At 64.1% G+C, this 25,132-nt stretch carries 18 protein-coding genes and 1 pseudogene; 6 read left to right on the top strand and 13 right to left on the bottom strand.

The annotated features are described in order from the left end of the window. Positions 1-785: 785 nt before the first annotated feature. The 9 genes and pseudogenes from RHM60_RS04345 to RHM60_RS04385 all read right to left on the bottom strand — a co-directional run bounded on the left by RHM60_RS04345 (position 786) and on the right by RHM60_RS04385 (position 10,237). A pseudogene (locus tag RHM60_RS04345) lies at positions 786-1,726 on the bottom strand (helix-turn-helix domain-containing protein). A gap of 32 nt (positions 1,727-1,758) precedes the next feature. After that, a complete protein-coding gene (locus tag RHM60_RS04350) occupies positions 1,759-2,565 on the bottom strand; it encodes a 2-keto-4-pentenoate hydratase (protein WP_322213734.1) in 807 nt (268 codons plus the stop codon). Further along, positions 2,562-4,169: a bifunctional 3-(3-hydroxy-phenyl)propionate/3-hydroxycinnamic acid hydroxylase gene (locus RHM60_RS04355; protein WP_322213735.1), complete on the bottom strand. Its 1,608-nt coding sequence runs from the start codon at positions 4,167-4,169 to the stop codon at positions 2,562-2,564. The genes RHM60_RS04350 and RHM60_RS04355 overlap by 4 nt, the downstream gene beginning before the upstream one ends. Positions 4,170-4,230: 61 nt before the next feature. After that, positions 4,231-4,833, bottom strand: a complete 603-nt coding sequence (locus RHM60_RS04360) for an amino acid synthesis family protein (protein ID WP_209982377.1) — start codon at positions 4,831-4,833, stop codon at positions 4,231-4,233. A 15-nt stretch (positions 4,834-4,848) separates the two neighbouring features. Then, positions 4,849-5,307 (bottom strand): VOC family protein, encoded by a 459-nt coding sequence (locus tag RHM60_RS04365; RefSeq protein WP_057008841.1) that lies wholly within the window; start codon positions 5,305-5,307, stop codon positions 4,849-4,851. Between the two features lie 11 nt (positions 5,308-5,318). Next, complete coding sequence (locus tag RHM60_RS04370) at positions 5,319-6,359, bottom strand: VPS10 domain-containing protein (protein WP_209982379.1); 1,041 nt, start codon at positions 6,357-6,359, stop codon at positions 5,319-5,321. Positions 6,360-6,371: 12 nt separating this feature from the next. Next, complete coding sequence (locus RHM60_RS04375; protein ID WP_209982381.1) at positions 6,372-7,166, bottom strand: SDR family NAD(P)-dependent oxidoreductase; 795 nt, start codon at positions 7,164-7,166, stop codon at positions 6,372-6,374. 27 nt (positions 7,167-7,193) lie between these two features. Beyond that, a complete protein-coding gene (locus tag RHM60_RS04380) occupies positions 7,194-8,684 on the bottom strand; it encodes an aldehyde dehydrogenase family protein (RefSeq protein ID WP_322213737.1) in 1,491 nt (496 codons plus the stop codon). 11 nt (positions 8,685-8,695) lie between these two features. Then, a complete protein-coding gene (locus RHM60_RS04385) occupies positions 8,696-10,237 on the bottom strand; it encodes an acetolactate synthase large subunit (RefSeq protein ID WP_209982386.1) in 1,542 nt (513 codons plus the stop codon). A gap of 219 nt (positions 10,238-10,456) precedes the next feature. On the opposite strand from RHM60_RS04385, the gene RHM60_RS04390 reads away from it, so the two are divergent. Next, positions 10,457-11,221, top strand: a complete 765-nt coding sequence (locus tag RHM60_RS04390; protein WP_322213738.1) for an IclR family transcriptional regulator — start codon at positions 10,457-10,459, stop codon at positions 11,219-11,221. 10 nt (positions 11,222-11,231) lie between these two features. Here RHM60_RS04390 and RHM60_RS04395 read toward each other — a convergent pair whose 3' ends face one another. The 3 genes from RHM60_RS04395 to RHM60_RS04405 form a co-directional block, all read right to left on the bottom strand. Then, positions 11,232-12,554 carry a hypothetical protein gene (locus tag RHM60_RS04395; protein WP_322213739.1) on the bottom strand — a complete coding sequence of 441 codons (1,323 nt, stop codon included), beginning with the start codon at positions 12,552-12,554 and terminating at the stop codon, positions 11,232-11,234. 18 nt (positions 12,555-12,572) lie between these two features. Continuing rightward, entirely contained in the window at positions 12,573-13,994 is a 1,422-nt protein-coding gene (locus RHM60_RS04400; RefSeq protein ID WP_322213740.1) for an aldehyde dehydrogenase family protein, read from the bottom strand. A gap of 82 nt (positions 13,995-14,076) precedes the next feature. Next, on the bottom strand, positions 14,077-15,525 hold the full coding sequence (locus RHM60_RS04405) for an APC family permease (protein WP_057008849.1): 1,449 nt from the start codon (positions 15,523-15,525) through the stop codon (positions 14,077-14,079). A 308-nt stretch (positions 15,526-15,833) separates the two neighbouring features. On the opposite strand from RHM60_RS04405, the gene RHM60_RS04410 reads away from it, so the two are divergent. Together RHM60_RS04410 and RHM60_RS04415 are read left to right on the top strand one after the other, a co-directional pair. Next, positions 15,834-17,309 (top strand): MFS transporter, encoded by a 1,476-nt coding sequence (locus RHM60_RS04410; protein ID WP_322213742.1) that lies wholly within the window; start codon positions 15,834-15,836, stop codon positions 17,307-17,309. Between the two features lie 92 nt (positions 17,310-17,401). After that, positions 17,402-19,540, top strand: coding sequence for a methyl-accepting chemotaxis protein (locus RHM60_RS04415; RefSeq protein WP_322213743.1), 2,139 nt, complete (start codon positions 17,402-17,404; stop codon positions 19,538-19,540). 274 nt (positions 19,541-19,814) lie between these two features. Here RHM60_RS04415 and RHM60_RS04420 read toward each other — a convergent pair whose 3' ends face one another. Beyond that, positions 19,815-20,783 carry a helix-turn-helix domain-containing protein gene (locus tag RHM60_RS04420; protein WP_209990378.1) on the bottom strand — a complete coding sequence of 323 codons (969 nt, stop codon included), beginning with the start codon at positions 20,781-20,783 and terminating at the stop codon, positions 19,815-19,817. A gap of 209 nt (positions 20,784-20,992) precedes the next feature. On the opposite strand from RHM60_RS04420, the gene RHM60_RS04425 reads away from it, so the two are divergent. The 3 genes from RHM60_RS04425 (at position 20,993) to RHM60_RS04435 (ending at position 24,769) form a co-directional block, all read left to right on the top strand. Beyond that, on the top strand, positions 20,993-22,369 hold the full coding sequence (locus RHM60_RS04425) for an aspartate aminotransferase family protein (RefSeq protein ID WP_322213744.1): 1,377 nt from the start codon (positions 20,993-20,995) through the stop codon (positions 22,367-22,369). A gap of 360 nt (positions 22,370-22,729) precedes the next feature. Next, entirely contained in the window at positions 22,730-24,184 is a 1,455-nt protein-coding gene (locus tag RHM60_RS04430; protein ID WP_322213745.1) for an aldehyde dehydrogenase family protein, read from the top strand. Positions 24,185-24,214: 30 nt separating this feature from the next. Further along, positions 24,215-24,769 (top strand): cytochrome b, encoded by a 555-nt coding sequence (locus RHM60_RS04435; protein WP_322213746.1) that lies wholly within the window; start codon positions 24,215-24,217, stop codon positions 24,767-24,769. Positions 24,770-25,132 lie beyond the last annotated feature (363 nt).

Consider the following 25,132-nt stretch of genomic DNA (forward strand, 5'->3'; position numbering starts at 1 on the left):
TGGGCTGATACACCGCTATCGGGAGCAAGCCCCCTCCCACACTTGATCGGCTGTGTGTCAGTCGGCATTTTTTCAATAGCTCTGGCGCAGCATTTCACGGTCAGCTACTGACACAGCACAGTCAAAATGTGGGAGGGGGCTTGCTCCCGATGGCGGCGGGTCAGTTGAGACTTCTTGGGCTGACACACTGCTATCGGGAGCAAGCCCCCTCCCACACTTGATCGGCTGTGTGTCAGTCGGCATTTTTTCAATAGCTCTGGCGCAGCATTTCACGGTCAGCTACTGACACAGCACAGTCAAAATGTGGGAGGGGGCTTGCTCCCGATGGCGGCGGGTCAGGTGTATTTCTTTGGCTGACATCCCGCTATCGGGAGCAAGCCCCCTCCCACACTTGATCGGCTGTGTGTCAGTCAGCATTTTTTCAATAGCTATGGCGCAGCATTTCACCTTCTGCCACTGACACAACGCAGGCAAAAATGTGGGAGGGGCTTGCTCCCGATGGCGGCGGGTCAGGTGAATTTCTTTGGCTGACATCCCGCTATCGGGAGCAAGCCCCCTCCCACACTTGATCGGCTGTGTGTCAGTCGGCATTTTTTCAATAGCTATGGCGCAGCATTTCACGGTCAGCTACTGACACAGCACAGTCAAAATGTGGGAGGGGGCTTGCTCCCGATGGCGGCGGGTCAGTTGAGACTTCTTGGGCTGACACACTGCTATCGGGAGCAAGCCCCCTCCCACACTTGGACTGTAGTGCATCGGATCTGTACCGATGGCCGGGCAACACTTCAGTTCGAGGCCCGGCGCGTTTCGGAGGGCGACTCGCCAAACAGCTCGCGGTAATGCGTTGCGAAGTGGCTCAGGTGGAAAAAGCCCATGGCCACGGCAATCTCGCCGACGTTCTTCTCGCTCGCCGACGTCGCGATCAACTGCCGACGTACTGCGTTGAGGCGCAGGTTGCGCAGGTACTCGACCGGGCGCATGTCGGTCACCGCCTGGAAACTGTTCTGCAGGGTGCGGCGGCTCACGCGCAGTTGCTCGCACAGATCCAGGATGCTCAACGGCGTATCGCCGCTGGCGATGATCAGCTCCTGGCTGCGCCGGACCAGGTACGCGCTGACCGCGAAATTGCCGCGGCGGCCGCGCACTTCATCGCCGGCGTGGCTGAACAGATCGAGAAACGCCCCGAGCAGTTCATCTTCCAGCATCTTCTCCGAGGCCGGGCTGATGGCGTGCGCATGTTCCAGAAAGTGACGAAACAGTGGGTGGATGCGCTGACGAATGCGCAGCAGTAACGCTTCATCCACGCTGAGCGCCGACACGCTGGTCAGACGCTTGAGCTGCTCGGCGGACAACTCGAACGCCGCCAGTTTGGCAAAGCGCACCGCATCGACGTTGAGCGAAAAAAATGCGTGCCCTGGGGCGCATGCAGCACGAACTCCTCGGCATCGCGCAGCAGCACCACACTCTGTGCGCTCACCTGTTGGCCCTGCACCACCGGCGGGCTGCCCAGCGACATCGCCGCGCACAGGCGGCCCTTGGGCGAGCGGCCATGCTGCACGACGCGCTTGTCGAGCACCTCCTGGAAAATCTGAAAACGATCCCCGGACAGCTGGCGCAGCTCGCTGTTTAGGCAGCCGCGGCCGAGCTGGTCGTAGACCTGCTGCCAGCCCTGGATAGAGCCGGCGTGCTGTTGGGAGTCATTGAAGGTGCGCACTTCGGCAAGCATAAGTGTCATTCCTCGGCGGCCTGAAGCGGGGTTCAGTCGTCCGTGACGGCAGCGGACGTTGGCGCAGGCGCGATGCCGGCGTGGAAATCCAAAGCCAGTTCCGTGCCAAGCATGTGCAAACGATACGCTCCCGGTTCTATCGCCAGCGGCGCCAGCAACGCACCGGACAACACCACCTGCCCGGCCTCCACCGGATGACCATCAGCCAACAGGCGTCGCACCAGCCAGCACAGGTTGAACAACGGGCTGTCCTCCCGCGCCTGGGTGTCGCCGCTGCCCAGCAAGATGCCCCCGTGCTCCAGCCGATAGGCCACGCAGGCATGCCGCGTCGCGTCGAACGGCACGCGCGCGCCCACACAGTAACGGCCTGCGGCGGCGTTATCGGCCAGAAATGCGCCAAGCCCGAACTGCCAGCCTTGCCAGCGGCAGTCGGCGATCTCGAACGCTGGCGCCACCTCGGCAATCGCCGCCAGAATCTGCGCGTCGCTGTAGTCACCCGGCGCCAGCGTCTGCCCGAACACCAGGGCCAGTTCCACTTCCAGCTTGGGCTGGATCAGCCGCCCGCACGCCACCGCACTGCCCGGCGCCACCGCCATGGCCTGGGTAAGCGCGCCGTACACCGGCTCATCGAGACCAAAGCGCGCCTGCGCGGCGCGGCCGGCAAACGCCACTTTCCAGCCGCTCAAGCGCTCGCCGCCTGCCGTGCGTTGTGCCAGGCCCTGGCGCAGCAGCGTGTAGCCTTGCTGCTTGTCGAGCGCCTCGGCCGGCAACGGCGCAATGGCCTGCACAGCGTGCGCAGCCTGCTGCAAGTGCGCGAGCACAGCGTTAACGCCGCTCATGACAGTTGCTCCGCCAGTTTGCGCAGTACGCCGTCGAGTCGCTCAGGCGTAGTGATGGCGGCGACAAAACGGTCCGGACGCACCACCACGATGCAATCACGCACCCTGGAGAACCATTCACCCAGGCGGTTATCCACGTCCTCCACACTCAGGGCGTCGCTGGCGGTCAACGGCTGGTTGCGTCCCACACCGCTGCGCGAACGATTGACCTGAATGAAACGCGTGCCCCACCCGGCCCAATACTCGGCCATGGCAGCGCTCAAGTGCTCACCCGGGTTCACCCGATACCCGAGCACTGCATAGCCATCGCCGAGCATTTCGTCGAGGCGTCGGCGCTGGCCCTGGGCATCTTCGATGGACGGCTGGATAAACAACTGGCCGACCAGGTCGTCCTCGCGCAACTCGGCGCGCTCGTGGTGGACCAGGCCTTTGGTGATGGTGGCCTTGGGTTTGAACTTGAACTCCAGCAAATGCGAACGCAGGTTGTCGACGCTGTTGACCGCCTGGAACAGCCAGTCGCGCACCCCGGCCATCAGCGGGTTGGTCAAGCCGAGGACGGCGCCCATGTTGTCGGCCAGAGCCACCAGTTCGGTCGCGTGGCCACGGCGCTCCTGATCGTAACTGCCAAGGATAGACGGTGCCGCGCGGCCCTGGATGATCGCCGCGAGTTTCCACGCCACATTGGCCACGTCGCGCAGGCCGGAGTTGAGGCCCTGCCCGGCCCAGGGCGGGGAGATATGCGCCGCATCGCCGACCAGCGCCACACGGCCTTCGACAAAGCGCGCCGCGACCCGCGAGTGGTGGGTGTAGGCGCGAATACGGATGATATCGAGGTCGTTGACCGCATCGCCGATGTGCCCGTGGATCAGCCGGCGAATGGTCGCCTCTTCGCACATCTTCGCCTCGTCCTCGCCCTCCATCAGCATGAATTCCCAGCGTCGCTGCTGGTAAGGCAGGTAGATGCACACGAAGGGCCGCTGCGGGTCGGCATGCAGTGCGGTGAACGGCGCATCGAGGGTATCGTTGGCGGTGTCGACCACCACCCATTTGCGCGGGTGGGTCAGCCCGAGCAGCTCGATGCCCAGTTGTTTGCGCACCGTGGAGCGCCCGCCGTCGGCACCGATCACGTAGTCGGCATGCAACGCATAAACGTCGCCGTCGGCACCGCGCACCTGCAGGGTCACGCCCTCCCCGTCCTGGGCCAGCTTGAGCAGTTCGTGGCCCTGGCGCAGCTCGACGCCGGCGTGCCGGCCCAGGTGTTCACGCAGGGTGCCTTCGAGCAACTGCTGCATGAAGATGTTGCGCATCGGCCAGCCGTAATGCGCGGTACTCGGCTTGACCTCGGCAAAGCACACGCCGCGCGCGTTGTAATAGCGCAGCGGCACGTCGCAGATCATGTCGCGCACCGCCAGGTCGGCCATGCCGATACCCTGCAACACGCGCAACGCTTCGTCGTCCATGCCCACGGCGCGGGGATACGGCAGGATGCCGTCGGCCAGTTCGAGGACCACGCAGTCGATGCCGTACACCCCCATGTAATGCGCCGCCGTGATCCCGTTGGGGCCACCGCCGACGATGACCACCTGGGTCTTCTCCTGCTTCATCGCTATTCACCGCTGTTCTTGTTGTGGTTGGGGTCCGCCAGCGCTCACGCCTGCGCCGTTATCAGTGCAGCCCGTCAAGGCCCTTGACGTCTTCGGCGCGCAGGCCGCCCAGCCGTGCATGCAGACGCCCACGGGTGGCGAAGGCCCAGATCACCACCAGCTCATCCGGCGAAGGTCCGTCGCCGAACGTTATGGAAAAACTGTCGTAGTGCGAACGCACGTACAGCGCGTCCTTGTGCGCCAGCGGCACGTCGATGGTCGAACCCGGGCCACCGCGCTTGCCGGTGGACGGCACCCACGACTTGCCGCCGCCCAGCGCCACACGAATCGGGTCGGCCGCCGGGTTGGTCAGAAACGCGTTGCCGTGCTCGTACTCGCCGGCGCTGCCCACCAGGATAGCCTTGCCATAGCTTTCAATCCGGCGCGAACCGGCAAGTGCCAGGATGCGCCGGCCGAACTCTTCACCCAGCAGCGGCGACGGTTCGATCAATTGCGAAAGGTCTTCGCTGTAGCGGCCAGCATAGGGGTTGGCGATCACGGCGGCCACGGCGTATTTGAACACCGGCTCGCCATCGGCCAGTTGGCCGGTTTCATTGGCCAGGGTTTCTTCGACGAAGCTGTACCATTTGCGAATGTGGTAGCTGGCGAAATTTGCGGTTTTCATCAGGTGAACCTCGGTTCAAATCGGGTCAAGGGGGTCAAGCGTGATATTGCGACTCGGCGCACCGGCGGCCTTGAAGCGGGCCTTGCCGCACGCATCGTCATGCTCGGTCTCGAGAAAGAATTCCATGCGATTGTCATCGGGGTCGTTGAAATACAGACCGTTGCCGATTTCATGATCGGTAATTTTCACCACCTCCACCCCCTTCTCCAGCAACATGCCGTAGAGCTGGCGCAAGGTGGTCATGTCACCGTCGATTTCCAATCCGTAGTGTTGCAGGCCCAGCCCGCCCTGATGGGCGCCAGGCTCTGCACGAATCAAGGCGATGTCGTGATGCTTGGTGCCAAACGCCATCATGACCCAGCTTTCGCCCCGGGCACTTTCGTGCATGCCCAGGATGTCGGCGTACCACCGTGCCGACACATCAGGATCACTCACAAATAGCGATAAGTGGGTCCGAAGGATTTTGACTTTCATCACCGGTTACCTCAGTTCTTCTTGACGATGGATTGATGCCCGGCCTTGATCTGCGCCACGGCAGGCGTCCACAGCACATCGGCGATCTCGCTGAACTCGCGCCAGTGCTTCTGCCAGCCGTCACCGCCGTTGTCGGACGTGAACAAGTGCCCGTACTTGGTGCCGGCGACGATCTGGCGCGGGTTGGCCGGGTTGAAGGCAATCGCCCAGACGCAGGAATTGGGCTGCTGCGGCAGCGGCAATACTTCCCAGCTGACGGCGGCATCGCGGGAGATCAGGACCTTGCTGGTGGTGCCCGGCGTACCGTCGGAAATGCTCAGGTACAGCGTGTCCTCGCTGCCCGGCGGCGCGTTCATGGCGCGCAGGTAGTACAGGCCGAAGGCTTCGCGGCCGACGATGCCGGTCCAGGTCAGGCCTTCATCGACGCTGCGGTACACCGCGTTGACGCACACCACCACGATGACCTTGTGGCCATGGTTGGGCAGTACCACGATGTTGTGGATGTCCGAGTTGAAGTCCCACAGCAGGCGGTCATCGATACGGGTCCAGCTGTCGCCGCCGTCGCGGGAGTGGAACAGGCCACCCTCCTCCAGGCCGAACCACACCTGGTTGCGGTCGGTGGGGTCATAGGCGAAGGCCAGCAGGCGCGGGCGACTGACGCCGTCGCAGAATTCCGGAATTTCCACCGGTGCGCGGTCCCAGCTCGCGCCGCCGTCCAGGGTGCGCCACAGCACGGCGCGCGAGGGCGCACCGGTGCCGACAAAAATCCGCTGGGCGTCCTGCGGGTCCACCGCCACCTTCCACACGGTCTGGCCATTGAACGGTGAGTCGACCTGCTGCCAGCGCCCGCCGGTGTCATGGCTGACGCACAAGCCGATGTCGGTGCCGGCGTAGATCACCTCGGGCGTGCCGGGGTGCACGCTCAACGAGCGGGTGATCGCATCAAATTCCAGGTCCTGCCCCAGGCCCAGGCGGTGCCAGGTCTTGCCATCGTCGGCGCTGCGGATCACCGCCTGGCCGACGGTGGCGACTAAAAGGGTGCCGTTACTCATCGCATTTGCTCCTCAGATGAAGATGCCACGGGTCAGGCCGCCGTCGATGCCGATGGATTCACCGGTCACCGCGCCTGCCTTGGGAGACGCCAGGAAGCCGATCAGCCAGCCCATTTCAATCGGGGCCAGGGTGCGGCGAATCGGCGTCGCGTCGATGTAGCCTTGCTCGACCTGCTCCGGGGTCTTGCCCTGCTTGATCCCTTCGCGCTCGTACAGCTCGTGGATGTGCGGAGTGTCCACCACGCCCGGATGGATCAGGTTGACCGTGATGCCGAAGGCGCCCAACTGGTCGGACAGGGTCTTGGTCATGTGCGCGATGGCCAGGTTGCGCATGCCCGACAGCACCTTGCTGCTGCGTCCGGTGAGGCCGCCGATATTGATGATGCGTCCGAAGCCGCCGGCCTTCATGTGCGGGGTCACCGCCTTGGCGCAGCGGAAGTAGCCGATCACCTTGGTGTTGAGGTCCGACAGCAGCTCGTCGTCGCCGGCGTGCTCGATGTCATTGCGCACCACGCCGGAGGGCGCCGCCGCGCCGTTGACGAGAATGTCGATACGGCCGAAGTGCTTGTGCGCCGCTTCGACCATGTCCGACACCGCCGACATCTGGTTGGTGTCGCAGTACAGCGGCAGTACTTCGTTGCCGGTCTGCGCGGTGATTTCTGCGGCGGCCTGTTCCAGGAACTCCATGCGCCGCGCGCAGATCACCACCTTGCAGCCTTCCTCGGAAAGAAACCGCGCGACTTCCTTGCCGATGCCCATGCCGCCGCCGGTGACGATTGCCACGCGGCCTTTCAATTCCAGATCCATTGCCATTTCCTCTTGTGATTATTCGTTTCAGGCCAGATCGACAAAGACGCTTTTGGTCTCGGTGTAGGCGTCGATCACGTTCTTGCCCATTTCCCGGCCCCAGCCGGATTGCTTGTAGCCGCCGAACGGCGAGGCCGGATCGACCACGTTCCAGCAATTGATCCACACCGAGCCGGCCTTGAGCTGCGCGGCTACGCGGTGCGCCGAGCGCAGGTCGCGGGTCCACAGGCCGGCGGCGAGGCCATAGGGCGAATCGTTGGCGCGCAGCACCAGCTCGTCGATCTCGCTCCAACTCATCACCGTCAGCACCGGGCCGAAGATTTCTTCGCGGGCCACGCAGGCCCGCTCGGCGCGGTCAAGGAAGATGCTCGGCTCAATGAAGTGGCCGCGCTCAAGGTGAGCGGGACGACCGCCGCCGCAGATCAGCTCGGCGCCCTCTTCCTGGCCGCGCTGCAGGTAGCCCTTGACCGTGTTCAACTGCCGACCGGACACCAGCGGGCCCATGGTGCTGGCCGGGTCCAGGCCGTTGCCGAGCACATGGGCGGCGGCATGGCGCTGCAGTTCTTCAAGCACCTGGTCGAGCACGCTGGCGTGCACATACAGGCGTGAACCGGCGGTGCACACCTGGCCCTGGTTGTAGAAAATGCCATCGGCGGCACCCTTGGCGGCGCGCACGATGTCGGCGTCGGGCAGGATGATGTTCGGCGACTTGCCGCCCAGTTCCAGCGAAACCTTCTTCATGTTGCCGGTGGCCGCCTGGGCGATCAGCCGACCGACCTGGGTGGAGCCGGTGAAGGCGATCTTGTCCACGTCCGGGTGCTGCGCCAGCGGCGCGCCGGTGTCGGCACCCAGGCCGGTGATCAGGTTGACCACCCCCGCCGGAAAGCCTGCGGCCTCGATCAACTGCACCAGACGGATCGCCACCAGCGGCGTCTGCTCGGCAGGTTTGAGTATCGCTACACAGCCGGTGGCCAGCGCCGGGCCGAGCTTCCATACGCACATGGTCAGCGGGAAGTTCCACGGCACGATCAGTGCACACACGCCCACCGGCTCGCGCAGGGTGTAATTGAGCATCGGCGCGCCACTGGCCGGCGAAACGGGCAGCGTGCTGCCTTCGATCTTGGTCGGCCAGCCGGCGAAGTAGCGAATGATGTTCGCCGCGCTGGCCGCTTCGCCCCGCGCGTTGGCGATGGGCTTGCCGTTTTCCAGGGTGATCAGCTGCGCCAGTTCCTCGCGGTGCTGGTCCAGCAGGTCGGCCAGGTGCGACAGCAACAGGCCGCGCCGCGCGGGTGACTGCAAGGCCCAGGTGCCGGTAAAGGCGGCGCGGGCGGCCGCGACCGCCGCGTTCACATCACGTTCATCGCCTTGGGCGACTTCGGTGAGGGTCTGCTCGGTGGCCGGGTTTTCCACGGCAAAGCGACGACCGCTGGCGGCGTCCTGCCAGCTGCCGCCGATGAACAGGCGACCGGGCTGGGCGAGGAACGTCTGCACGGCGGGTAACAAGTGGAACGTGTTCATGGTCGGCTCCTTCACAGCGCCATTTCGATCAGGCAAGGCCCGGCGTCGGCGGCGGCGTTGGCCAGCGCCCGTTGCAGTTCGGCATTGGTGTGCACGGTGCAGGACGGCACGCCGTAGCCGGTGGCCAGGGCCTTCCAGTCAATGCGCGGGCTGTCGAGCACGGTCAGCTTGAGTGCCTGCGGGTCGAGTTCGGTCATGCCGAAGCGGCGCAGTTCGTTCTGCAGGATCGCGTAGCGATGGTTGGCAGCGATCAGGATCACCACCGGCAGTTGCTCGCGGGCGATGCTCCACAGGGTCTGGATGGTGTACTGGGCGCTGCCGTCCGATTGCAGGCAGAACACCCGGTTGCCGCGCTCGGCCAGTGCAGCGCCGAACCCCACCGGAATGCCCTGGCCGATGGCGCCGCCGGTATTGGTCAACACGCGGTGGCGGGCAGCGCCGGCTGAGGCGGTGAAAAACGGATAGCCGCAGGTGCCGCCTTCCACCGAGACAATGCAGTCGTGGGGCAGCGCGGCAGCCAGCAGTTGCCCGACCGATTGCGCGCTCAATGCCGCTTCGCCCGGCGGCAGCTCGATGTGCTGCGGCGTGGGGACATAGGCCGGTGCATTCAGCGCGTCGGCCAGTGCAGTCAGTGCACCGGCCACGTCATCACCGACCTCGGCCAGCGACAGCAGGCGTTCGCGCTCGGCCAGCCGCGACGGAATGCCTTCGTAGCCAAAGTAACTGATGGGCTCCAGCACACCGGCGCACACCACCTTGTCGTATTGCTCGAGAATCTCGATGGCCACTTCCGGGAAGTACGGCAGGCGGTCCAGGTCGGGCAAGCCGCCGCCGCGATAGCTCAGGCGCGGGAAGGTTTCGGCGAACAGCCGCACGCCGGGCAGTTGCGCCAGGCGCCCCGCCGCTTCCAGGCCGGCCACCGACAGGCCCTGGTCGCCGACGATAAACACCAGCCGCTGGCCATCGCGCAGGGCCTGGGCCACCGCTTCGATGCGGTCGCCGGCAAAGCGTCGCACTGGCGCACGCAGCGGGCTGAACTGGCCGTGATGGGTGACTGGATTGGATTGCAGATCCATCGGCAGGATCAGGCTGGCGATCTGGCCCTTGGCTTGCCAGGCAGCGCGCATGGCTTCCTGCAGGTCTTCACCGACACCGGAGGCGGTGCGCGAGGTGCGCACCCAGCTGGACACCGTGCCGGCGAGGGCCTGGATGTCGCTGGCCAGCGGCGGATCGTAATTGACGTGCCAGGACGCGTGGTCACCGATCACGTTGACGATGGGCGTATTGGCGCGCCGTGCGTTGTGCAGGTTGGCAATGCCGTTGGCAAAGCCCGGGCCCAGGTGCGTGAGGGTCATCGCCGGTTTGCCGGCGATGCGGCCATAGCCATCGGCGGCACCGGTGCACACCCCTTCGAACAGCGACAGCACAGGCTTCAGGGCAGGTGCACTGGCCATGGCCGCCACCAGCGGAATCTCGGTGGTGCCCGGGTTGGCAAAGCAGTACTCGATACCGCTTGCCGCTGCCGCATTCACTATCAGTTGCGCGCCATTCATTGTCTGCCCTCTCGGTTGAGCGTTTTCTTTGGTGAGATTTATCACACACAAAAACACACCTAACAAGCATTTTTTACTTTTTATCTCTTAATTTGAGATTTATGCAATAATAACCCCTTCAGCTATCTGTGGGAGTGCACCGTGGGATTTCCCACCTTGGATCCCTGGTGTTTTCGCCTATAGTGCTTACCCGCGAGCCATCCCTTCTCTAGGAACGAAATGAGCAGCCTGAGTAAATTGCTGAGTGTGCTGGACCTGTTCGGTCCGGCGACGTTGAAGATCGACCCGGAGACGATTGCCGAGCGCATGGGCCTGTCGCGCGCCACCGCGTATCGCTACGTCAAGGAGTTGTGCGAGGCCGGCCTGCTGACCCGCGTGGACGCCGGCCACTACGGCCTGGGGCCGCGCGTGATCGAGCTGGACTGGATGATGCGCCAGTACGACCCCATCCTCCTGGCGGGGCGCGAACTGATGCACGAACTGTCGGCGCAGACCGGCCTGGCCGTGTTCGCCAGCGTTTTCTACGACGGACGCATCATCAATACCTACATTGCCGAACCCACCGACACCTACCACTTCTCCTTCGGCCGTGGGCACCCGCTGCCGTTTTTTCGCGGTGCGCAATCCAAGGTGCTGATCGCCTTCCAGAAAGGCCGCCGCCTGCAACGCCTGTTCGAAGACCACCTGGCTGGCGACCCGGACAGCCCCTACGACTGGGCGAGCTTTGCCAAGGCCACGAAAAAGATCCGCAAGGACGGCTACTGCATGACCCACGATGAACTCAACCTGGGCCTGACCGGCATCGCCGCGCCGATCATCCAGCCGGATATCGACGAAGTGATCGGCAGCTTGTCGGCCGTGGGCAGCACCCAGAGCTTCAAGCTGCTGCGCCAGGAAACCGTGATTGAAATGGTGATGGACACCACACGGCGCATTGCCGACAACCTGCGCAACCCGTCGCCGTCAGGCACGGCGGACGCCTGAGTCAGAGTCGTCAGAACGGCACGGCGACGGTCAGCTGGCTGTAAACGTTGGTGCCGTTGCCCCCGACCTGATTGCCGCCGGTAGTGGCGTCCTGCTTGGGCTTATAGAAGCCGATCAGCGGCGTGATGATCAGGTGCGGGTTGACGGCCCATTCGGCATACACATCCAGCTCGCGCGCATCGAGGTTCAGCGCGTTGCTTTTGCGTACGGTGTCGAAGTCGAAGTACAGCGCGCCCAGAGTCAGGTTTTCCAGGGGCGTGGCCTTGAGCGCCACATGCTGGATGCTGGTGTTGCTGTTGAACGGCCCCGTGTAGTTGCCGGCGACTTCCCCCTGCAGCCAGGTGCCGTAGCCGCCGCTCACGCCGGTGAACAGCGAATCCCATTTCTGCGAGTAGCGTGTGTAGCGGTAGCTGACCTTCGGCGTCCAGGCGACGTCGGCAAAGGTGTAGCCGGCTTCGCCGTACCAGGCTTTTTCGGGGCCGCTGTCCTTGTCCTGCCAGGCGTATTCGAACGCCAGGCTGACGTTGGGCAGGCCGGCATCGCCTTCGCCGCGCACGCTGTACACGTTCATGCCCTTGCGCTGGCGCTGCAGATCAGTGGCCCAGCGCTCGTTCACATCGATGCCGTGCACCCAGGTCAGGCCCAGGGTGCCGGGTTTGGCGGTGTAATCAAGGGTGCCGGCGGCCACTTCGGTTTCTGCCTGGGCGCGGTTGTCGGACTTGAGCCACAGCAGGCTGCCATGCAGGCCATCCTTGCCGCCCAGGCGCAGCAACGCGGTCTGATCGAAGGCATGCCGCGCGGCCAGATAATACGCACCGCCACGGTTCATGCTGCCATTGGCCGGGCCCTTGCCCAGGTTGGGCCCGTCGTCGTTGACCAGAAAACCACTGCCGAGCTTGACCACCTGGCGCCCGCCGGAAAGGTCCACGCCGTCCTTGCCCAGGGCCGGGAACAGATCGCCGGAGCGCCAACCCAGGTTAGCATCTTCGATCTTGGTGGTGCGCTCGGAGCCCAAGGTATTGCCGGCCGGATCGCCCTCGCCCCAGGTCGCCGAGCTGACCAGCGCGAAGGCGCCGTAGACGGTGCCGTTGCCCGCCAGCGTCTGGTCGCCGCTCAGGCCGTATTTGATATAGCCTTCGCGCCAGCTCGAACCACCCGGCCTGCCGTCGTAGTTCTTGCGGCTGTTGAACAGGCCGAACACGGCGGTCATGTCGGCATTCAGGTGCCGGCTGTCGTCGCTGTACAGCTCATAGGCCTGGGCCTGGCTGATGGCGCAGAGCGTCAAGCCACAGGCGAGCGTGCCGCAGAGAAATGAAGCGGATGAATGACGCATGGTCGAAGCTCCTTGGGGTTATTCAGCAGCGCGTTTATTGACGAACAACAATTGCTGGCCGGTGAATTCCAGCAGTCCCTCAAGGCCGAATTCGACGCCGAAGCCGGACATCTTGCTGCCGCCGAACGGCGTGTTCGGCTGGATACGCGCATGGCAGTTGACCCACGCCACGCCGCTTTCCAAGCGGCTGGCCAGGGCCTGCGCCTGCTCGCTGTCCGGCCCCCAGACCGAGCCTCCAAGGCCCATGTCGCCGGCATTGGCGCGGCGCAGTACGTCTTCCACATCCTCATAAGCGATCAGCGGCAATACCGGGCCAAACTGCTCTTCGTCCACCAGACGATGGCCGTCGGTGACGTCCGCGACCAGCGTCGGCGGGTAAAAGAACCCTGGCCGGTCCAGCCGTGCGCCGCCGCACAACACCCGTGCACCCTGGGCGCGCGCATCGGCGACCAGCGCCTGCACCAACTCCAATTGATCGAGGTTCTGCACCGGGCCGAAATTAACGCCCGGCTCCAGGCCATCACCGACCACCTGGCGCTCGGCAATCTGCGTCAGCGCCTCGGCAAACGCCTGGTACTGGGACTGGTGAACGTACAGGCGCTTGAGCGCGGCGCAGGTCTGGCCCATGTTGAGGAAGGCGGCCTGGAAGATCTCTTCGGCCACCTCGTGCACGGGCGTGCCGGGCAATACGATTGCCGCGTCGTTGCCGCCCAGCTCCAGGGTCAGGCGCTTGAGGTTGGCGGCGGCGCCGCGCATCACGCTCTGGCCGGTGGCGGTGGAACCGGTGAACACGATCTTCTGGATGCCCGGGTGCGCGGTGATCGCGCTGCCAAACCCCTGCTCGCCGGTCACGCAGTTGATCACGCCATGGGGCACGTGCCGCGCGATGATCTCCACCAGGCGCAGGGTGCTCAACGGCGTCAGGCTCGACGGCTTGCTGATCACGCAGTTGCCCGCGCGCAGCGCCGGCATGATGTGCCACACGGCAATCATGAACGGCCAGTTCCACGGCGTGATCGACGCCACCACGCCCAGCGGCTTGCGGTGCAGTTCGACGCGCTGGGTCGGGGTCTCTTCCACCAGTTCCACGGCGATTTCCTGCCCGGCGGCATAGCGCGTCCAGGCAGCGGCGCCCATGACCTCGGAAAACGCCAGTTCCAGCGGTTTGCCCTGCTCCATCACGATCAGCCGGGCGAGTGCGTCGGCGTCCTGTTCGATGTCATTGGCAATCGCGTTCAGATGCTCGCAACGCCGTTCATGGGCGCTGTGGCGCCAGGTCTTGAACGCGGCCTGGGCGGCGGCCACCGCCGCGTCCAGTTGGCCCAGCGAGCCGGCCGGGCATTGCGCGAAGGCGCTGCCGGTGGCCGGATTGATCACGTCGAACTGACCGTTTTCACCGGCAACCTGAACACCGTTGATGAGCATCTTGTAAGCGTGCATGTGCAATTTCCTTTAACGCAGATGACCCCTGCCGGACACCGGCAGGCGATCAATTCACAGTGGGGATGGCGCGAGCGAGGCCTTAGAGCTTGTGGCTGCCCAAGGCCAGGAAGCGCTGCGGTGCTACCTTGCGCAGGCGCGCGGCGAGGTAAAGGCCGCCCAGCAGCGCAGCGGGAATCACCGCACACAGGCTGTAGGACAGGAGCTGGCTGGCACCGGTGAGCACATCGAAATGCGCCACCGCCAGCACCAGCACGCAGAGCAAAGCCACGCACGAAAACACCGGCAAAATGCGCCCGCGCAGCACATTGACCTTGAGCTCCGGATGCCGATGGAAATACACGCAGATGGCCACCGAGGTGATCGCCATCAGCAGGATCACGCACAGGGTCGCCAGGTTGGAGAACCAGGCGAACAGTTGCAGGATCGGATCGGCGTCCATTGCGGCAAAGATCAGCACCACCACGGCGGCGATCAGGCTCTGCAAGGCCGAGCCCATGTGCGGGCTCTGGTGCACGCGGTGGGTGGTGCCCAACAGGCTGTGCAGCAGGCCGTCACGGCCGATGGCGTAGAAATAGCGCGCCGCCGCATTATGGAACGCCAGCAGCCCGGCATAGATGCTGACGATGAACAGCACACGGATGACCTGGGTCAGGTGCGGGCCGACAAAGTGGTCGGACATGCCGTAGATCAGGGTGGTCGGGTCCTGCATGGCTTGCAGCAGCGGCACGATCTTGTCGGCGCCCACGCCCACTATCATCGACCACACCGACAGCGTGTAGAACGCGCCGATCAGCAGCACCGAACAGTAGGTGGCAATCGGGATGGTGCGCTTGGGATCTTTGGCTTCTTCGCCGTAGATGGTGGTGGCCTCGAAGCCGATGAAGGCGGCGAAGCAGAACAGCAGGCCGATGGACGGCGTACCGCTGGTGAAGTGCTGAGGGGTGAACGAGTCGAGATTGACACCGCTGTCACCGCCAGTCTTCAGAATGGCGAAATCGAGGATGAGGATTGCCAGGTACTCGGCGACCACCACCAGCGACAGCACCTTGGCCGACAGGTCGATCTTGCGATAGCCGAGAAACGCAATGCTGGCCATCGCCATCAGCGAATAGGACCACCAGGGCAGCACCACCCCCGCGACACTCTCCATGGTGCCGCTGACCACGCCGCCGAACATGCCATACAGCGCGATCTGCAGAATGTTGTAGGCAAACATCGCCAGCACCGCCGCCGAGCCGCCGGCCAGGCCACCCAGGCCACGGGAGGTGAACGCATAGAAACCGCCGGCGTTGGTGACGTGGCGCGACATGGTGGTGTAACCCACCGAAAACGCCAACAGCACCAGCAATGCCAGGATCAGCAAGGCCGGGGTGCCGGCACCGTTGCCCAGCATGATGCCGATGGGAAAGCCACCGGCGATGACGCTGAGCGGGCTTGCCGCCGAAATCACGAAGAAAATGATAAAGCCGACACCCAGGGCGCCACGCTTGAGCTCCGTGGAACTGTTGACCGGTAGAGATACGCTCATGTTGTTGACCTTATTGTATGAGGCAGTCGCTGTGGGGTGGCCCCGATCCAGGCGCAATCGGTGCCGGGTAGCGCTTTTATTGTTGAGGTTGCACGCTGGTTTCGATGCTATGCCCGCCTGTGAACACCTCGCTATCCCAAATCGGTAACATCGCGGGCCGCGCCCCAAAACAGGTCAATGCCACGGCACTCCCCGCCGATTCGGGATAGCGGTGCGGGTTCGACGCCACGCATGCTAGGGTCAGCCCCCCTTTGCCTGCCTGAACCTGGAGTGACTCATGTCAGCCATTCAATTATCGAGCCCGGCCCATGTCGTCTAAGCGTCGCTGGTTGATCCTGGCGATTATTTCCAGCGCGTTGCTGCTGATCGTCATCGACATGACGGTGTTATACACCGCGCTGCCCACCCTGACCCGCGAGCTCGGCGCGAGCGCCTCGCAGAAGCTGTGGATCATCAATATCTACGCACTGATCGCCGCCGGCCTGCTGCTGGGCATGGGCACGCTGGGCGATCGCCTGGGGCACAAACGCCTGTTTATCGGCGGGCTGAGCGTGTTCGGGGTGTTCTCGCTGATTGCGGCCTTCTCGCCATCGGCCAACGTGTTGATCGGCGCCCGGGGTTTTCTGGCGGTCGGCGCGGCCATGATGATGCCTGCCACCCTGGCGCTGATCCGCTTGACGTTCAACGACGAACGCGAACAGGCCATGGCGTTTGGCATCTGGGCATCAGTGGCCTCCGGTGGCGCGGCGCTGGGGCCGGTGGTCGGCGGCCTGCTGCTGGAACACTTCTGGTGGGGCTCGGTGTTTCTGATCAACGTGCCGATTGTGCTGGTGGCCTTACTGCTCGGGGTGACGCTGATTCCCGAGCATCCGGGCAATCCCCGGCGCCACTGGGACTGGCGGGGCTCGCTGCAGGTCATGGTCGGTTTGATCAGCATCGCCTATGCCGTCAAGGAGCTGGGCAAACGCTCGCCCTCCTTCGCCGCCATGCTGGTGGCGATACTGCTGGGTGCGTTGTTCCTCGCGATGTTCATCCGGCGCCAGCGCCGTGCCGCGCAGCCGATACTTGAGCTGTCACTGTTCGCCGAGCCGCTGTTCAGAAATGCGGTGATTGCAGCGCTCGCCTCAGCCCTGGCGTTTATCGGCATGGAACTGGTGTTCAGCCAGCGCCTGCAATTGGTGCTGGGCATGTCGCCGCTTGCGTCGGCGCTGTTCATCCTGCCGTTGCCGCTGGGTTCCTTCGTTGCCGGGCCGCTGGCCAGCTACTACCTGTCGCGCCTGGGCAGCCGGCGCATGCTGTTCTGGACCCTGCTGCTGTCGGCCGCCGCGATGCTGGCGTATCTGTTGCTGTGCAACGCGGCAGTACCGCTGCAGATTGCCAGTCTCGCGCTGTTGGGCATGGCCATGGGCGCGGCCCTGACGGCGGCGTCCAGCACCATCATGCTCAGCGTGCCCAGCGACCAGGCCGGCATGGCTGCGTCCATCGAGGAAGTCTCGTTTGAACTGGGCGGTGCAGCCGGGGTGACACTGGCGGGCAGCCTGCTGTCGGCGATATATGCCTGGTCGACGAGCCTGACGATTCCACCCAGGCTCGGCCTGAACCCGTCGACGTTCGAGAGCCTGGACGATGCCCTGCTGGTCGCCGCAACACTGCCGAGCGACGACGCTGCGCTGCTGACGGGGCTGGCACGCGCAGCGTTCGATGCCGGTTTTATTGCCGTGCTGGCGGTGCTGACGGCCCTGTTGCTGGTGGCAGCGCTGCTGGTCAGGTTCAGTCGGCGCTGAATCGGCCGATGTAATGACATACCCAATAAGAAGTCAGTGGCCCAGGCCAACTGATAACCCACTGGCACGCTGTTCACTTGCGAGATCATCCCATGCTCGACGCGCTCTCCATCCGCATGAAAATCATCCTGCTGTCCGGCCTGTGCCTGCTGGGCGTGATCGGCCTGATCGTCGGCATGAACCTCTACCAGAGCAGCCAGAACAACCGCTTGATCAGCACCTCCAGCGGCAGGATGCTGACCGACAGCGGTGAAAACCTGCTGCAGGCCAAGGCCGCCGAGCAGGCAAGCAACCTGCAGCGGGCCTTCGGCAACAGCCTGCTGCTGATCACCGGCCTCGCCGACCAGACGACCCATTTGCGCAGCATGGCGATGCAGCGCGGGTTGCCGGCCGCAGCCTTGCGTGAGGAGCTGAACCGCAGCCTCAACACCACCTTCGAGCACAACCCCCAGGTGCTGGGGCTGTGGCTGGTGTTCGAGCCGAATGCGCTGGGGGGCGAGGACAGCGAGTTCGTCAACGACGCCGCGCGCGCCTCCAACGAAACCGGACGCTTCGCCAGCGCCTGGAACCGCGGTGCCGGCCCGGCGGTAAACATCCTGATTCCCGAAACCGACCTGCAGAAAACCGAGCTGAGCATCAGTGGCGCCCCCTATAACAGTTGGTACACCTGCCCCCGCGACACGCGGCGCACCTGCCTGATGGCGCCCTACGCCGACACCCAGGCCGGCCAGGTGCAACTGATGACTACTCTGTCGATGCCGTTGATGGCCGACGGCAAGGTCATCGGCACCCTCGGCGTGGACCTTGCCCTCGGCGCGCTGCAAGCGGCCGCCGGCGAGGCCCAGCGCACGCTGTTCAACGGTGCGGGCAGCATGCTGATTGTCTCCGACAGCGGCGTGCTCGCCGCCTATAGCAAGGACGCCGGCCAGATCGGCAAACCAGTCACCGCCGCCCTGGGCGATGCGGGCAAGGCGCTGCTCGCGGCATTGGCGCAAAAACAACCGCAGGTGCTGGCCCAGGATGACTTGATCCGCGCGGTGTACCCGGTCGCGCCGATCCCGGACGCCGCGCCGTGGGGCGTGGTCATCGACCTGCCCAAACAGGTGTTGCTGGCCGACTCGGTGGCGCTGCAGGCGTTGCTCGACCAGACGCAGACCCGCGACACCCTCATCGCGTCGCTGGTGGCCATCGGCGCCGGGCTACTGGGCCTGCTGCTGATCTGGCTCACCGCCTCCGGTGTGACGCGCCCGATCAACAGCGTCGCGCAGATGCTCAAGGCCATCGCCAGCGGCGACGGCGACCTGACCCAGCGCCTGAATTACCGCAAGAAAGACGAACTGGGCGAACTGGTGAGTTGGTTCAACCGCTTCCTCGACAAACTGCAACCGACCATCGCGCAGATCAAGCAAAGCATCACCGACGCGCGCGGCACCGCCGACCAGTCTTCCGACATCGCGCGGCAAACCAGCGAAGGCATGCAGGTGCAGTTTCGCGAGATCGACCAGTTGGCGACCGCGTCCAATGAGATGAGCGCCACCGCCCATGAAGTCGCCCACAGCGCGTCGAACGCGGCCCAGGCGGCACGCGGGGCTGACCAGGCGTCCAGGGACGGCATCACGCTGATCGAACGCAGCACCCGCGACATCACCGCCCTGGCCAGCGAGGTCAGCAAGGCCGTCACCGAGGTCGAAGCGCTGGCGGTCAACAGCGAGCAGATCGGCTCGGTGCTGGAGGTGATCCGCAGCATTGCCGAACAGACCAACCTGCTGGCCCTGAACGCCGCCATTGAAGCGGCACGCGCCGGGGAAAGCGGCCGTGGGTTTGCGGTGGTGGCCGATGAAGTGCGCAACCTGGCCAAACGTACCCAGGACTCGGTGGAGGAAATTCGCCTGGTGATCGAGCGCATCCAGAGCGGGACGCGGGGCGTGGTGACCACCATGCATGCCAGCCAGACGCTGGCCCAGGACAACGCCGGGCAGATCCATCAGGCCGTGCAGGCCCTGGGCAGGATCAGCGAAGCGGTGACGGTGATCAGTGACATGAACCTGCAGATCGCCAGCGCAGCGGAGGAACAGAGCGCGGTGGCCGAGGAGGTCAATCGCAACGTCGCGACCATTCGCGGCGTCACCGAGACCCTGACGGAACAGGCCGCCGAGTCAGCGCAGATCAGCAGCCAACTCAACGCCCGGGCCAATCAGCAGATGAAACTGATGGACCAGTTCCGCGTATAGCGACCGCTGTACCCATGAGGCATGGCTGTGGCGAGCGCGCTTGCCCTAATGCCGTTCAGTTAAGCGCAGATTCCCTGTGGCGAGCAGGCTTGTTGTGGCGAGCGGGCTTGCCCCGCGTTGGGCTGCGCAGCAGCCCTAAAGCCAGACGCTGAGCCGTATCAGGTACACCGCGTTTTGCTTGATTGGGGGCGCTTCGCACCCCAACGCGGGGCAAGCCCGCTCGCCACAACAAGCCCGCTCACCACAGGAATGCTGCCGTCTGAAACGTTGGGTGTTAAATCAACACGCTATTTTGTGTTTGATGAGAGGCGGCACGTGAGGTGTGCGACGGCAGCTCGGCGAACAACGCGTGATATTCCGCGGCGAAATGGCTTAGGTGGTAGAACCCCCATTGCGCCGCCGCATCGCCAATGGAGAGCTGCGCGGCGGGCGTGGACATCAGGGTGCGGCGCACGCCGTTGAGCCTGATGGACCGCAAATAATTCAGCGGCGTGGTCTCGGCCACCGCGCGAAAGCTGTTCTGCACGGTGCGCCGGCTCACCTGCAGGCGTTCGCACAGGTCGGTGACGCTGGGCACGTCGAACTGCCCGGTGGTCGCCAGGCGATGGCATTTCTCGACGATAAAACTGCGCGTGGAGCTGGGCGAGCGCTGTTGCTTGTCGCAGGACGGATCGCTCATCAGTTGCACCAGCTCGTCGAGCAGAGCCTGCTCCAGCAGGCGCGCGTGCGAATCGCGCAGCTCGCCGGCCATGGCCTGGGCGAACAGCGCGAGCAATCGGCGCCGCGCGTCGGCGAAGCGCTGGGGGGAAACCCTGATCACCGGCTGACGCAGTAACAGATTGAGGTCACTGGCCGACGCCGTGTGCGCCAGCGCCTGCTCGAACAACTCGCGCTCGAAGGTGATGGACAGCAATTGCATGCCCATCGGCATATGGAACATGAACTCCTCGCCGCCGTGCAGGAAGAACAGGCTGCTGTCGTCGACCTCCCGCCCCTGCATCCGCACCGATCCCGGCACATTGATCGGCACCGCAAAGCACATCTTGTTGCGTGGCGCCACGCCGTGCTGCACCACGCGCTGGTTGATCTGCTCGAGGAAAACGTGGCACCCGGTGGTGGTCAACTGCATCAGCGAACTCTCGGCCGAACCGGCGGTGAGCTGGCTGTAGTCCTGGTGCCACTGCTGAATGTTGGCCGCGTGCACGTGCACATCGTGAAACTGGCTGACGCTTTGATTTCTCATCATGCGCGATATTCTCCGCAATTTTTTTATTTTAAAGCCAGCTTCGTGCCAGATAGTCTCACAAAGATCAAATATTGCAATATTTCAACATTATTTCGGGCTCACAAAAAACCGCTGCGCAGCGCGCCGATGTGCCGATTCGGGATACCCGCCCCGGGCAGGTCACGCCGATGATCGGTACACCTGAATAGACCTGCCAGAGACCCATCATGAGTGAAGCCCAGCTTGAAGCCCTCCACTTCTCCGATGCACCGCGCATCATTTCCAGCGCCCTGCCCGGCCCCAAAACCTGCGAGGCCCTGGCGTTGTCGGCGCGCACCGAGTCCATGGCGCGCGGCGGCGGACGCATGCCGATCGCCATGGACCGTGCTTTTGGCGCCACCTTCAAGGACCCGGACGGCAACACCTATATCGACCTCTCCGCCGGCGTCGGCGTGAGCAGCGTCGGCCGTTGCCACCCCAAAGTGGTGCAGGCGATCCGCGATCAATCCGAAGTGCTGATGCACGCCCTGGAAATCAACAGCACCCGGCGCACCGAACTGGCGGCCAAACTCTCCGAGATTGCGCCGGACGGTTTGCGTGGCGACTGCATCACCTTCTTCACCCAGAGCGGCAGCGATGCGCTGGAAGCAGCGATCAAGTTCGCCAAGCGCATTACCGGGCGCCACCAGATCATCGCCTTCCACGGCGGTTACCACGGCGTGTGGAACGCCTCGGGCTCGCTCACCACCGGCACCGCCTACCGCAAGGGCTTCGGCGCGCAGATGGGCGGTGTGATTCATGCGCCCTACCCCTACGCCTATCGCTTCCCGTTCGACACCACGCACAAGAGCGCCGAACAGATCGCCGGCGAGTACGTTGATTACCTCCTGAACACGCCCTACACCGCCGCCGATGACGTGGCGGCGGTGATCGTCGAGCCGGTGCAGGGCGAAGGCGGCTACGTGCCGCCGTCGCCGGAGTTCTTGCAGATTCTGCGCCAGGCGTGCGACCGCAGCGGCACGCTGTTGATCGTCGACGAGGTGCAGTCCGGCGCGGGGCGCACCGGCAAGATGTGGGCAGTGGAGCACTCGGGGGTCAAGCCCGACATGCTCACCTTTGGCAAGGGCATCGGCAGCGACCTGCCGATGGCGGGGTTGATCATGCGTTCGGATCTGGCGGCGCAGATTCCCGATGGGTCGATGCCCAATACCTTCGCCGCGAACTCGCTGTCGGCGGCGGTGGCGCTGACCAATATCGCGATTCTGCAGGACCCGGAGCTGGATCTGCTGGGGCGTGCGCATACGCTGGGGCTGGAGGCGCAGGAGTATATCCGTGGGTTTGGCAGCCGGTTTGTGGGTGAGGTGCGTGGGCGTGGGCTGATGATCGGGATTGAGTTGGTGGAGGATCCGCTGACCAGGGTGCCGCTGGCGCCGCAGAAGATTGGGGCGTTGATGGGGTTTCTGATGAGCCATGGGGTGTTGATGATTCCTTGTGGGCGGTACGGGAATGTGATGCGGGTGATGCCTTCGTTGACGATTACGCGGGGGTTGTTTTTCAGGGCCTTGGATGTGTTTCGGGAGGCTCTGGGGTCGCTTGAGGAGTGAGGTGGGTTTGAGATGTGGGAGCTTGCTTGCCTGCGATAGCGGTTTGACTGGGTACATATCCGGTGCTGGGGTGACGGCTTGGATGGGTTCCGCCCTTACGGCGGGTCACTTTGGAAAAGCCCCAAAGTAACCAAAGGGCTCTTGCCCCACCACTCGGCACCTCGCTCAGGCTCGGTGTGCCCGCACTCAGGCTTGAATCCGTGGGCCGCCGCGATGGGCCATCCCTGGCCCAGCGCGGCTAACCCGGCGTCCTGCCGGGTTACCCACGGATTCAAGCCTGCGTGCGGCCAGCGTGGTTGACGGGGCGCTTGAGATCAAAGTCAAAAGCAGATCAAAAACGAATTATTTATGGAGGCTGGTATGGGTCAGCGTTTGAATCACTTTATTGATGGCGTGGTCTCTGAGGCTTCGGAGGGTGGGCGGGTTGAGCTGGTCAATCCGGTGACGGAGCAGGTGTATGGCAGTTTTGCGCGGGGTACGGTCGAGGATGTGGATCGGGCGGTGAACGCGGCGTTTGAGCAGCTTGAGCGTGGCGAGTGGAGTCGGTTTGATGGGGCGCAGCGCGCTCGGGTGTTGTTGAAGCTGGCTGATCTGGTGGAGCGCGACAGTGAGTTGCTGGCGGATATGGACGCCGATGCTATCGGGCGTTCGCCGCTGGAGCCGCGGCGGATGGATTTGCCCAATGTGCTGGCCAATCTGAGGGCGGCGGCGGGTTGGGCCAATCAGTTGGAGGGGCGGACCATTCCCAGTGGCGGGTATTTCGGCACCAGAACCCTGTCGTACACCGTGCGTGAGCCGGTGGGTGTGGTCGGGGCCATTGTGCCGTGGAATTCGCCGCTGATGATCACCGTGTGGAAGCTCGCGGCGTTGCTGGCTGCAGGCTGCACGGTGGTGATCAAGCCTTCGGAAGAGACTCCGCAGTCGGCCCTGCACCTGGCGGCGCTGGCGCAGGAAGCGGGCTTTCCGGACGGGGTGATCAATGTGGTCACCGGCTACGGCAATGAGGTGGGTCGGGCGCTGTGTGAGCATCCGCACATCGCCAAGATCAGCTTCACCGGCAGCCCCGAAGCCGGGCGTGAGATCCAGCGCACCGCCGGGGTGCTGTTCAAGCATGTCGCCCTGGAACTGGGCGGCAAGAGCCCGCAGATCGTGTTTGACGATGCTTCCTTCGAGGACGCGCTGCGCGGCTGCAGCCTTGGCCTGTTCGCCAATCAGGGCCAGATTTGTGCGGCCGGGTCGCGCATTCTGGTGCAGCGCGGCATCGCCGATCGTTTCGCTGCGGCGCTTGCCGAGGCAGCGCGCGCGGTCAAGGTGGGCGACCCGCGTCAGCCCGGTGTGCAGATGGGGCCGGTCGCGAAGAAAGCGCAATGGGAGCGGGTCAATCGCTATATCCAGCTGGGCATCGACGAAGGCGCCACCCTCCTCGCTGGCGGCGTGTCGAGCCCGGAACAGGGCTGGTTCGTAAGCCCGACCATTTTTGCCGATGCGCGTAATGACATGGCGATTGCCCGCGACGAAATCTTTGGCCCGGTGGGCACACTCATCCCGTTCGACAACGAAGCGGATGCCGTCGCCCTGGCCAACGACTCCGCCTACGGCCTGGCGGCCACCGTGTGGACCGCCGACCTGGTGCGCGCCCATCGCGTGGCCGCAGCGGTGAAGGCCGGTGCGGTGGGCATCAACTGCTGGAGTCCGCTGGATGCCAACCTGCCCTGGGGCGGCGTCAAGACCAGCGGCATCGGCCGTGAAGGCGGGTTTGGCGGCGCGCTGGCCTATACCGAAGAGAAGGTCATCACGGTGTTGCTACCCCATTGAGCGCAGCCCTTTATCCATGGAGAGATGTCGATGAACACCGAAACGATTGACCGATATCCAACCTCTTTGCGCATGCTGCACTGGGTGCGCGCGGTGCTGATTGCCGGGCTGCTGTGGGCGGGCTGGCATATGACCGGGCTGGCCGATGAAGTGGCAAGCAAATATGAGCTGTATTACCCGTGGCACAAATCCTTCGGGGTGCTGGCGTTCATGCTGGTGCTGGTGCAGATCGTGTTGCGTTGGCGAACGCCGGTGCTGCCGTCACCGCCAGCGACGCTGGCGGCCCATGAGCGTTTTTTGTCACGGCTGGTGCAGCGCGCGATGTATGTGCTGATCGTGGTGGTGCCGTTGATGGGTTACTCGATGTCGAGCACTTACACGATGAGCGATGGGGTGTTTTTTTTCGGGGTGAATCTGCCGGAGTTGCTGGCGAAGAATGATGAGTGGTTTGTGGTGTTTCAGTGGTTGCACAAGGTGTGTGCCTATACGTTGCTTGGGTTGATTGTGGTGCATGTTCTGGGGGCGCTTAAGCATCGGTTTTTTGATAAGGATCCGCGTAATGATGTGTTGCGTCGGATGCTCTGAGGGGTTGTTGGGGGATGCGGCCAAATGTGGGAGGGGGCTTGCTCCCGATGGCGGTCTGACTGGGTATATATTATCCGTTGCTGCGGTAACGGCTGATTACGGTTCCGCCCTTACGGCGGGTCACTTTTGGAAAAGAGCCCCAAAAGTAACCAAAAGGGCTCTTGCCCCACCACTCGGCACCTCGCTCAGGCTCGGTGTGCCCGCACGCAGGCTTGAATCCGTGGGCCGCCGCAATGGGCCATCCATGGCCCAGTGCGGCTAACCCGGCGTCCTGCCGGGTTACCCACGGATTCAAGCCTGCGTGCGGCCAGCGTGGTTGACGGGGCGCTTTAGATCAAAGTCAAAAGCAGATCAAAAGCAGAT

It is taken from the genome of Pseudomonas sp. MH9.3, assembly GCF_034354675.1.
Classification (GTDB): Bacteria; Pseudomonadota; Gammaproteobacteria; order Pseudomonadales; family Pseudomonadaceae; genus Aquipseudomonas.